This window comes from Brevibacillus sp. HD3.3A, assembly GCF_013284375.2.
GTDB lineage: Bacteria > Bacillota > Bacilli > Brevibacillales > Brevibacillaceae > Brevibacillus > Brevibacillus parabrevis.
This window is the reverse complement of sequence record NZ_CP085874.1, coordinates 3173767-3186616: the sequence shown is the minus strand read 5'-3', so window position 1 is coordinate 3186616 and position 12850 is coordinate 3173767. Positions and strand designations below refer to the sequence as shown.

2 protein-coding genes are annotated in these 12850 nt (G+C 54.9%); both read left to right on the top strand.

What is annotated here, in order from left to right; genetic code table 11:
* Positions 1–23 precede the first annotated feature (23 nt).
* Positions 24–4319: a non-ribosomal peptide synthetase gene (locus tag HP435_RS15045; protein WP_173599536.1), complete on the top strand. Its 4296-nt coding sequence runs from the start codon at positions 24–26 to the stop codon at positions 4317–4319.
* Between the two features lie 39 nt (positions 4320–4358).
* Positions 4359–12830, top strand: a complete 8472-nt coding sequence (locus HP435_RS15040) for a non-ribosomal peptide synthetase (RefSeq protein ID WP_229049680.1) — start codon at positions 4359–4361, stop codon at positions 12828–12830.
* Positions 12831–12850: the final 20 nt, after the last annotated feature.

Here is a 12850-nt window from a genome sequence, read left to right as displayed (position 1 = left end):
ATCCAGAAGGGGGAAAGCAGACGATGAACGGAACCACCCAGACGAGGCTTGACGATGTCGAAGAAAGACTGAAAGCGATTTGGCTGGATGTCCTCCAGCGAAGCGACGTGGGCATTGACGACAATTTTTTCGAAGTCGGCGGCCACTCGCTAAAAGCGCTGGAGCTTGAGGTCAGAATCGGCGTGGAGTTTGATAGCGAAATCTCTTTGGAAAACATCTTCAACCATCTCACCATCAGGGAGCTGGCGGCATACATCCGCAGTTCGCAGGACGACGCGATTTCTTTCATAAAGCCTGTCCCGGACAGACCTTACTACCCTGTTTCCTGGACACAAAAAAAGATGTTCTTTGCCTATTTCGACGGGCTTGAAAATGCCGTTATCGACATTCGCAGAGTGGAGCATGAGATCGAGCCGTCTGAGCTGGAGCAAGCTTTTCAATACATAATGAAAAGACACAAATTGCTGCGCACCACAGTCGGCATTCAAGCTGACGCAGTCGTTCAGTTCGTTCACGACGAGTCGCAAGCGGATTCTTTTCGCCTGCTTTACTGGGAAGCCCCGGCGGAAAAAGCGTTGCAGGAGGAGTTCATTCGAAAATGCGTGGCCGAAATCAATCGGCCGTACACACTTGACCAGCTCCCACTCTTTCGGATTGGCCTGGTTCGCTTGCCGGGAGAAGGCAGTCTGTTGATTTTGCATTTTCACCACATTATTTTCGACGCCTCTTCGCTTCGACTGGTGTATCACGAATTGGAGTGCATCAGCAAGGGAGAGCTGCTGCCCAAGATGCAACTGCAATACGCCGATTATTGCGTATGGCAAAACGAACTGGAAAAGTCGGAAGCGTATCAGGAAAAGAAAGCTTTTTGGCTGGATATGTTTGCCGACGAGCTGCCCGTTTTGAATCTGCCGCTTGATCGTCCTCGTAGCAATGGCCTGATCTCGACGTATGGCAACAAAAACTTCTATTTGAGTGAACAGACGACAGAGGCCATTCAGACCGTCGCCAAACAGCATCAAGTCACACCAAGCATTTTGCTGACGGCCGTTTACGGCCTGCTTCTCTCCAAATATTGCGCGCAAACCGATATCACCCTGGGGATGCTGTCTTCACGCCGCTACAGTGGGCTTGAAAACAGCATCGGCGTGTTTTTGCGAACCGTTCCGATCCGGTTTCAGGCTGTTCCGGAACAAGCGCTTCCGGAATATTTGCAACAGGTCAAAAACAGCCTCATCCGTTCGCTGGAGCATCAGGAGTACGACGTCGATGAGCTGGAGGAAAGCATTTGCCGACACCATGGCGTGTCCAAGACAGACCATCCTTTGTATCGCGTCTCGCTGAATATCCACACGGAGATGGATTCTGTGACGGAATCGATCATCGGAGCGGAAGGCGATACATTACAGAGCGGGAACAGTCAAGATATTGCCTGCGGCATCTACTTTCTCGATTCGGGAGCTATCTGCCTGAACATGGAATACAACATGGAATTGTTCGATCCCGGCACGATTCAGCGAATGGGCGAACACTTCACCATTCTGCTGGAAGCGGTCCTCTCGCAGCCAGCGCGCAAGCTGGAAGAGTTCAGCTTGCTGACAGAGGCCGAGCGACACCATATTTTGCACCTTTTTAACAAGGAAACGGCTGATTTGCCTACAGAACAAACGTTGCAAGCGATCTTCGAGCAGCGAGTTGAGCTGTATGCGGACAAGCTTGCCGTTAGTTGCGCAGATCAATCGCTCACATATCGCGAGCTGAACCAAAAGGCCAATCAGCTGGCGAGAGTGCTCGTGGACAAAGGCGTTGGCCCTGGCGTAACGGCAGGCGTCATGCTGGAGCGGTCTGTCGATATGATGGTATCTCTGTTGGCGATTTTGAAGGCGGGCGGCGCGTATTTGCCGATCAGCCCGGACTATCCGCCGGATCGGGTGACGTTTTTGCTGGAGGACAGCCAGGCCAAGGTCGTCCTCGTTGATCGGGACGTGCAGGACAGCAGCCCGCATGTGAAGTCGCTGTACGTGAACGTAAAAGAGCCCGCCTCCTACACCCATGACGATTCCAATCTGGCGCCGAGAAGCACTCCTGCTGATCTGGCCTATATCATGTACACCTCTGGCTCCACTGGCCAGCCAAAAGGCGTCATGATCGAGCATCGTTCCGTGGTCAACCGGATTGCCTGGATGCACAAACAATTTCCGATCACAGCAGATGACTGCGTTTTGCAAAAAACACCGTTTACCTTCGATGTTTCCGTCTGGGAGCTGTTCGGATGGTATTTCCACGGGGCGCGAGTCTGCTTCCTGGCGCCTGGCATGGAGAAAGATCCCGAAGTCATTCTCGCCACGCTCGCTCGCGAGCGCATCACGCTTATGCACTTCGTTCCCTCCATGCTGAGCAGCTTTCTTTCCTATATAGAACCGCGCATCGAGCAGGAAACAGAACGGCTGTCCAGTCTTCGCTTCCTGTTTGCGAGTGGGGAAGCGCTGCTCCCGAGTACCGTCAACGCCTTCAACCGGATGATCCATGCGCGAACCGGGGCGAGACTCATCAACTTGTACGGCCCGACCGAAACCACTGTCGAGGTGTCGTGGTTCGATTGCTCCGCTGACTACGGAGTGCGTCCTGCGCGGACGATTATTCCTGTGGGCAAGCCCATTGACAATATCCGCCTGTACGTTGTGGATCAAAAAGACGGCCTCCAGCCGATTGGCGTGGCAGGCGAGCTGATGATATCCGGGATCGGGGTAGGAAGAGGGTATTTGAATCAGCCCGAGATCACGGCGCAAAAATTTGTCGACGATCCGTGGAGTCCTGGCAACAGAATGTACCGAAGCGGAGACCTCGTCCGCTGGATGCCGGATGGCAACATCGAGTATCTGGGCCGTATTGATGAGCAGGTCAAAATCAGGGGCGTGCGCATTGAATTGGGCGAAATCGAGAATGCGCTGCTGGAGCTTCCCGAAATTGAGTCAGCCGCAGCCGCGATCAAAACGAGTGCGGCCGAAGAGAAGCTGCTCTGCCTTTATTACGTAGCCCGAGACGAGATCAAGCCGGATGAGGTGAAGAGCTATCTTGCCAAAAGATTGCCGCGCTTCATGGTGCCGGATGCGATTGTGGCGATAGAGGAAATCCCGTTAACGGCCAGCGGAAAAGTAAACAGAAAGCTGCTGCCGACGCCTGTTGTAGAGGTGGAGTTCACTGCGGATGAACTGCCTGAAAGCGAGCTGGAAAAGAAGCTGGCGGACATTTGCCAAAAAGTGCTGCATGTCGAGCAGCTTGGCGTTCGCACCAACTTGTTCTCCGTCGGGGCCAATTCGTTGAAAATCATTTTGATTGCTTCGCAAATTCGCCGGGAGTTAAACATGGATGTTCCCGTTAGCGCCGTTTACACCAAGCCGATGATCGCAGAAATCGCCGCATACCTGCAATCGGAGGCGTCGCCAGCATCAGCAGACGGCAATCACGACCTGGTGTTAATCAACAAAGGCTCTGCCGAAGCCCCGTCCTTGTTTTTGATTCACGATATAAGCGGCAGTATCGACGCTTATTTGGAACTGGTCAACTATCTTGGCGACAGATTTACGTGTTATGGCATTCCGGCAGAGGTAAACCATGACGCGCAAAGTCAGGAAATCAGCATCGAAGCGCTGGCGCAGAACTATCTGGAAAAAGTCAAAAAAGTCCAAGGCGAAGGTCCATACCATCTGGCAGGCTGGAGTCTGGGGGGATTGCTCGCTTTTGAAATCACGAGACAGCTGGAGGCCGACGGAGATGAGGTAGACATGCTCGTCCTGATCGATTCTTCTCCGCCGCTATTGCATCAGCACCTCCAGCAGCCTGACCCGGCGGTCGTGGCCTCAGTCAGACAGCAAATGGCACAAGTAGTGACAGCAGCAGAGTGGAGCGCCCAGCTGGAGCAGGAAACGACGTTGTACGGCTTGTACAAAAAGGTGGCGCAGTACATGGAGCAGCACAACTTGACGCATGAAACACTGGAAGCCGTGATGCCGAAAGAGATCATGCAGGCGATTCCGGGTTATGCCCACGGCCAGCAAGTTGATTTTTACCGTTATGTGCATCTGTTTATCGATTTGCAGCATGCCTATGTCCACTATCAACCGCCGCGAAAAGTGTTTGCCCAGGCTCATTTGGTCAAAGCGCAGAAATCGGCAATCGAGGAAAACAAGTGGAACGCCTTTTTCTATCGTCCCATCGCCTTGCATGAAATCGAGGGAGATCATTTCTCCATTTTCAAAGAGCCTGCTGTTGCGGAAATGGCTTCTTTTTTTGCAGCGATTGCCCCCGAGCGCGGGTGATGTGAATCCTCTTATTTTGACACAAAAGGAGCGCAACTCATGATGCAGAAGCTTGCTGGTGCTGCCAACAGGAACGACCAACGACCAAGTAACGGCGAACAGTCGATGTCTGATTGGCAAGGTACACATGCACTAAATTTGCCGTTGGATTTTGTACGGCCAGCCGTTAAAGGCACGCAGAAAGAAGTCGTCGCGCACAAGACTGGACTGGAGTTGAAAAGCAAGCTGGAGCTTGCGGCAGAAAAGGAAACGGTATCTGCGGAAGTCTTTCTGCTTGCTGCTTTCATGCTCCTGCTCGCGAAATATACAGGCCAAGAGCATGTCGTCGTGGGCTGGTCGTCTGATTCGCTTCAGCAGGCTGGAGGTAGCGAGACAGCCCGCACCGCCGTTGCGACTGGTCATGTGCATCAGGACAGGACATGGCGCGAATTTTTGCTGACAGTCGAGCAGACATGCATGCAGGTTCATGCCGCCAAGCGATTTTTTTACGAAGAACTGCTGGCAACCATGGAGTTGCCCCAAGATCCGAGCAGAAATCCGCTCTTTGATGTACGCATCAAAAAGCGGCATACAGATACAGCCGGGGAAAAGGACGACTTCGCGCTCGCATTCGACTTGGAACAGGACGGCATCTTTTTGCAAGTCGAGTATGATGTCCAGCTCTTTTTGCCCAGTACGATGGAGCGGATGCTGAGCCACTACGTCAATCTGCTGGCACAGCTTGCGCAGGATGCCGACCAGCGCCTGATCGACATGGACATGCTTTCTGCCGACGAGCGCGAGCGGCTTGTCTACGGCTGGAACGAGACAACTACAGCCTATCCGGCAGAGCAGAGCATTGCGCACATGTTGAAGCACCAGGTCGAGCAGCGCCCGGATGACATCGCTGTCGTGTTTGGCGAGCAAAGCCTGACGTACGCGCAGTTGCACGCCCAATCCAACCAGATTGCTCACGCCCTGCACCATAAAGGAATCGGCAAAGGGGATGTCGTGGTCGTCATGGCGGAACGTTCGCTGGAGCTGGTTACGGGCTTGTTTGGCGTGCTGAAAGCAGGTGCTGCCTACACGCCTGTGGACCCGGGCTATCCGGCGGAGCGGCTGCGCTACTTGCTGCGTCATTCCAAGGCGAAGCTGCTGCTCGTCCAGCGCTCCGTGCAAGATCGCATCATCGATTCAGAAGCCGAGGTCGTCGCGGTGGAAGACCTGCTGGCGGCTGAGTGTGCGTGGCCCAGCGAAGACTTGCCGCTTTCCTACGACCCGGAGCAACTGATGTACGTCCTCTACACGTCCGGCTCCACCGGCAATCCGAAAGGCGCCATGATTCGCTCGCATTCGTTTGTCAACTTGCTGCACTGGTACACGCGCGAATTTGCGCTGGGCGAAAACGACCGGATGCTGCTCATCGCTTCTGCCAGCTTTGATCTGGCGCAAAAAAACCTGTACGCGCCGCTCATCACCGGAGGGCGGCTGGTGCTTTTCGCGCCGGGTCTCTACGACTACGAGCAAATGTCAGCGACAATCGAGCGCGAAGGGATTACCGCGATCAACTGCACGCCCAGCGCTTTTTACCCGCTGGTAGAAGCCAATGCCGACGACGATTATCAAAAGTTGAAAAGCTTGCGCTGGGTATTTTTGGGCGGTGAACCGATCCATATGAATCAGCTCGCGCCGTGGCTGCGCAGCGCCCATTGCCAGGCGGAAATCGTCAACACATACGGCCCGACCGAATGCACGGATATTGCGTCGTATTACCGCCTACACGGAAAAGACTGGCAAGGAGAAACAAACCTGCCGATCGGCAAACCGATTGACAACGTCCGATTGTATGTCGTGGACAAGGACATGCGCCTGGTGCCGGAAGGACTGGAAGGTGAACTGTGCATCGGTGGTGTCGGGGTAGGTTTTGGCTACTATAACGCCCCGGAGTTGACGCAAGAACGGTTCGTGCAGAGCAGGGAGCTGCCTGAGCAGGTCGTGTACAAGACAGGCGACGTCGTGAAAAGGCTGCCGGATGGACAGATCGTCTTCATCGGCAGGGTCGACCATCAGGTGAAAGTTCGCGGCTTCCGCATTGAGATCGAGGAAATCGAGAAAAAGCTGCTCGACCATCCGCGAATCAAGGAAACGGTCGTTACCGCGCTACAGGACGCCGGGGGAGACACGACCTTGCGCGCTTATGTGGTGCCAGCCCAGACCTTGACCACAGAGCAAATTTACGATTATTTGCAGGCTGAACTGCCAAGCTACATGATTCCACAGTTTGTGATCGTGCTGGAGGCTTTGCCGCTGACGCCAAACGGCAAAGTCGACCGCAAAGCGCTGCCTGTACCTTCCGAGGAACTGGCACAAGCGGAAGAACAAGCTGCGGAAGCGGAGCTGCAAGACGAAACCGAGCAACAGCTGCTGAAGCTCTGGCAAGAGGTGCTGGGCATTCGCAAGGCAGGTCGCAAGGACAGCTTCTTTCGCTTGGGTGGTCACTCCTTAAAAGCAGTTGCCCTGCTCTCGCGCATCAAAAAAACATTTGGTGTGGCGATCCCGATCCACACCTTGTTTCGTCAGCCGACGATCCAACAGCTTGCAGAAGTCATCCGCCACTCTCCGAAAACGAGCGTCGCCTCGATTCTGCCAGCAGGAGGGCAGGAGTATTACCGGCTTTCCTCGGAGCAGGAACGGCTTTATGTGCTGGAACAGTTCGAACATGTCGGCACCGCTTACAACGTCCCGTGGGCGGCTCACGTGTCTGGACCGTTCGACGCAGCCCGCTGCCAGCAAGCTTTTGCCGCACTGAGCCTCCGGCACGAGACGCTGCGCACCTGCTTCGAACTGATCGGCGACACCGTGTTGCAAAAAGTGCTGCCAAAAGCAGACGGCTTTTTCACGTATGAGGAAGCGAGCGGAGCAGCGCCCGATCAACTCATCCGCCAATTCGTCCGCCCGTTTGACCTGCGTGTCGGTCCGCTGTTTCGGGTGAAAGTAATCCGACTTGGCGCAGAGGAACACCTGCTTTTGCTCGATATGCACCATATCATTGCCGACGGGATTTCCCTTCAAATTGTCTTGCAAGAGTTTGCCGCGCTATACAACGAAGGCAAGACGCTGGAACCGTTGCCGATGCAGTACAAAGACTATGCAAACTGGCAGTGCAAGCACCGCGAGACATTGCAGAGCCAGGAAAAGTATTGGCTCGATGTGCTGCAAGGGGAGCTTCCGGTGTTGAATCTGCCGCTGGACTATCCACGGCCGCCGCTGCAAAGCTTCGCGGGAGACAAGATAACTGCGCGCCTAGATACTTCTTTGGTCGGCAAACTGAGGCAGGTGGCGGAGGAAACAGACACGACCCTGTACATGGTGTTGCTGGCAGCCTATCATGTGCTGCTGCACAAATATACGGGCCAAACCGATATCATCGTCGGCTCTCCGATCGCAGGCAGACCGCAGGCTGAATTTGAACATCTGGTCGGCATGTTCGTCAACACGCTCGCCTTGCGAAACTTCCCGCATCCAGACAAGCCATTCCGCACCTTTCTGGCCGAAGTCAGGGAGAGTTGCCTGCAAGCGTACGAGCACCAGGAATGGCCGTTTGAAAAGCTGGTCGAGAAGCTCCAGCCTACGCGTGATTTAAGCCGAAATCCGCTGTTTGACACGATGTTCGTCCTGCAAAACATGGAAAACTCTCTTCCGAGTCTGCCAGGAGTAGAGCTGGTTGCCCTGCCGATCAACAGCCAGTCGTCCCAGTTTGATCTCATGCTGGAAGCCGTTGAACAAGCAGGCAGTTTGCAACTGAATCTGGAGTTTTGCACCAAGCTGTTTGCTCCGCGCACGATGGAAAAGCTGCTGAGCCACTACGTCAATCTGCTGGCACAGCTCGTCCAGGATGCCGACCAGCGCCTGATCGACATGGACATGCTTTCTGCCGACGAGCGCGAGCGGCTTGTCTACGGCTGGAACGAGACAACTACAGCCTATCCGGCAGAGCAGAGCATTGCGCACATGTTGAAGCACCAGGTCGAGCAGCGCCCGGATGACATCGCTGTCGTGTTTGGCGAGCAAAGCCTGACGTACGCGCAGTTGCACGCCCAATCCAACCAGATTGCTCACGCCCTGCACCATAAAGGAATCGGCAAAGGGGATGTCGTGGTCGTCATGGCGGAACGTTCGCTGGAGCTGGTTACGGGCTTGTTTGGCGTGCTGAAAGCAGGTGCTGCCTACACGCCTGTGGACCCGGGCTATCCGGCGGAGCGGCTGCGCTACTTGCTGCGTCATTCCAAGGCGAAGCTGCTGCTCGTCCAGCGCTCCGTGCAAGATCGCATCACCGATTCAGAAGCCGAGGTCGTCGCGGTGGAAGACCTGCTGGCGGCTGAGTGTGCGTGGCCCAGTGAAGACTTGCCGCTTTCCTACGACCCGGAACAGCCGATGTACGTCCTCTACACGTCCGGCTCCACTGGCAATCCGAAAGGCGCCATGATTCGCTCGCATTCGTTTGTCAACTTGCTGCATTGGTACACGCGCGAATTTGCGCTGGGCGAAAACGACCGGATGCTGCTCATCGCTTCTGCCAGCTTTGATCTGGCGCAAAAAAACCTGTACGCGCCGCTCATCACCGGGGGGCGGCTGGTGCTTTTCGAACCTGGTCTCTACGACTACGAGCAAATGTCAGCGACAATCGAGCGCGAAGGGATTACCGCGATCAACTGCACGCCCAGCGCTTTTTACCCGTTGGTAGAAGCCAATGCCGACGACGATTATCAAAAGTTGAGAAGCTTGCGCTGGGTATTTTTGGGCGGCGAACCGATCCATATGAACCAGCTCGCGCCGTGGCTGCGCAGCGCCCATTGCCAGGCGGAAATCGTCAACACATACGGCCCGACCGAATGCACGGATATTGCGTCGTATTACCGCCTGCGCGGAAAAGACTGGCAAGGAGAAACAAACCTGCCGATCGGCAAACCGATCGACAACGTCCGATTGTATGTCGTAGACAAAGACATGCGCCTGGTGCCGGAAGGGCTGGAGGGTGAACTGTGCATCGGCGGTGTCGGGGTAGGGCTTGGCTACTACAACGCCCCGGAGTTGACGGCAGAACGGTTCGTGCAGGGCAAGGAGCTGCCGGAGAAAGTCGTGTACAAGACAGGCGACGTCGTAAAAAGGTTGCCGGATGGACAGATTGTCTTCATCGGCAGGGTCGACCATCAGGTGAAAGTTCGCGGCTTCCGCATTGAGATCGAGGAAATCGAGAAAAAGCTGCTCGACCATCCGCAAATTAAAGAAGCGGTCGTCACCGCGCTACAGGACGCCGGGGGAGACACGACCTTGCGCGCTTATGTCGTGCCAGCCCAGACCTTGACCACAGAGCAAATCTACGATTATCTGCAAACCGAACTGCCAGGCTACATGATTCCGCAGTTTGTGATCGTGCTGGAAGCTTTGCCGCTGACGCCAAACGGCAAAGTCGACCGCAAAGCCTTGCCAGTGCCGTCCGCAGAACTGGAGCCAACAGAAACCGTCCAGCTGCAAGGGGAAATCGAGCAGCAACTGGTGAAGCTGTGGCAGGAGACGCTGGGCATCCGCAAGGTAGGTCACCAGGACAGCTTTTTCCGCTTGGGCGGGCATTCGTTAAAAGCGGTTGCGCTGCTCTCGCGGATGAAAAAGGCATTTGGCGTATCGATCCCGATTTCCACCCTGTTTCGAAAGCCGACAATCCAGCAGCTTGCGGAAGTCATTCGCCACTCGCCGAAAACGAGCGTGGACGCGATACCGACAGCAGGAGGGCAGCAGTACCATCGGCTTTCCTCGGAGCAGGAGCGGCTTTATGTGTTGGAACAGTTCGAGCACGTCGGCACCGCTTACAACGTCCCATGGGCGGCTCACGTGTCTGGACCGTTCGACGCAGCCCGTTGCCAGCAAGCTTTTGCCGCACTGAGCCTCCGGCACGAGTCGCTGCGCACCTGCTTCGAGCTGATCGGCGACACGGTGGTGCAAAAAGTGCTGCCAAAAGCAGACGGCTTTTTCACGTATGAAGAAGCGAGCGGAGAACAGCCCGACCAGCTTATCCGCCAATTCGTCCGTCCGTTTGACCTGAGTGTCGGTCCGCTATTTCGGGTGAAAGCAATCCGACTTGGCGCAGAGGAACACCTGCTTTTGCTCGACATGCATCATATCATTGCCGACGGGATTTCTCTCCAGATTGTCTTGCAAGAGTTTGCCGCGCTGTACGAAGGCAAGACGCTGGAACCGTTGCCGATGCAGTACAAAGACTATGCAAACTGGCAGTGCAAGCGCCGCGAGACATTGCAGAGCCAGGAAAAGTATTGGCTCGATCTGCTGCAAGGGGAGCTTCCGGTGTTGAACTTGCCGCTGGACCATCCGCGGCCGCCGCTGCAAAGCTTCGCGGGAGACAAGATAACTGCGCGCCTAGATCCTTCTTTAACCCGCAAGCTGAGGCAAGTGGCGGAGGAAACAGACACGACCTTGTATACGGTGCTGTTGTCGGTCTATTATGTTCTGCTGCACAAATATACGGGCCAAACCGATATCATCGTCGGCTCTCCGATCGCAGGCAGACCGCAGGCTGAATTTGAACATCTGGTCGGCATGTTCGTCAACACGCTCGCCTTGCGAAGCTTCCCGCATCCAGACAAGCCGTTCCGTGCCTTTCTGGCCGAAGTCAGGGAGAGTTGCCTGCAAGCGTACGAGCACCAGGAATGGCCGTTTGAAAAGCTGGTCGAAAAGCTCCAGCCTACGCGCGATTTAAGCCGAAATCCGCTGTTTGACACGATGTTCGTCCTGCAAAACATGGAAAACTCTCTTCCGAGTCTGCCAGGAGTAGAGCTGGTTGCCCTGCCGATCCACAACCAGGCGTCCCAGTTTGACCTCATGCTGGAAGCCGTGGAACAAGAAAAATGTCTTCAGTTGAATCTGGAGTTCTGCACCAGTCTGTTTGCCACAAGCACGATGGAGCGGCTGCTGGGCCACTACATTCATCTGCTGACAAAGCTTGCCCAAGATGCCGACCAGCGCCTTGCGGACATCGAGCTGCTCTCCAGCGCAGAGGGTGACGACCGGACCCAGCCGAACACGGCTTACCCGGTCGAACGAAGCTTGGCACTTACGCTGGAGCATGAGCAACAGCTCAAGCAGCGTGCGGAGAAACTGGCCGTCAAGTTCGACACAAGCTACGCGGGCATGAATACACTGCCTGCTTTGGAAGCAGTGGAAGAACGTCCTGATTACCCGGCCTCATCAGCGCAAAAGCGGTTGTTCATGATCGATAAACTGCTGGGAAGAGGAACCTCTTACAATGTTCCCGTCATACGCAGAGTGAACGGAAAATTGGACAGCAAGCGGCTTGAACAAGCCATGCGGGACTTTGTCCAGCGGCATGAGTCACTGCGGACGGCGTTTCAACTGGAAGTGGAGAGCGGGGCACTCCGGCAAAAAATAGATTCCGCTGTCTCGTTTGCGTTTCCGGTGTATGCGCTGACAGAAGCAGAAGCGGCAGAGATGATCCGCGATTTTGTCAGACCGTTTCGCCTTGACAAGGCACCGCTGTTTCGCGCGGCGCTGATCGAGCTGACGGACAGGGAAGAGAGCATTCTGATCATCGACATGCACCATATCATAACCGACGGCATGTCCGTAGCGATCATGCTTAAAGAATTGGCAGCCCTGTACGAGAAAAGGCAACTAGAGACGCTCCGTCTGCAATACAAAGACTACGCCGTTTGGGAAAACCAGCTGATGAAAACGCAAGAATGGCAAAAGCAGGAGCAATACTGGCTGGACGTATTCAAAGAACCTGTTCATCCGGTGCGTTTGCCATTCAGTCGCTCTGCGGCCTTGACAGCAGAAGTGAAGTCCCGAACGCTTCATGTTTCCCTGGAAGAAAAACTGGCCACAGAGCTGCAAAATCTCGCTTACTCGACAGATACAACCTTGTTTATGGTCATGCTGGGTGCTTTTACCCTCCTGCTGTCCAAGCTGTCTGGGCAGGACGATATTGTCGTCGGCACCCCCATTTCGGGAAGACATCATGATGGACTGGAAAATATCGTAGGGATGTTTGTCAACACGTTGGCCATTCGCAACAGGCCACGCAGCAGCCAGTCTTTCCTCGCGTACGTGAGCGAGGTGAAAGAGCGTCTGCTGGAAGCATACGAAAATCAGGACTACGCCTTCGACCATCTTGTAGACAAACTGAACGTCCCACGCGAGATCAACAGCAACCCATTGTTCAATGTCATGTTCCAATTTGCGCAGCAAGATGAGGCAGAAAAAATCGACGGTCTCAAGCTGCTGCCTGTCGAGTATGACGGCGCTCCAAGCAAATTCGATCTGCACGTTGTCGTCGTACAGGAAGATCAGCGCACCATGCATCTGGAAATGACGTACCGGGAGACTTATCTTCCTGATGAGACAGTTCATGAGTTTCTCTCACATTTTCACGACCTGGTTCAGCAAATCGTCGAGAATGCGAATCGCGATCGAGAAGAAATCGCGACAACCAATCCATGACAACCGAAGCATACGGACAA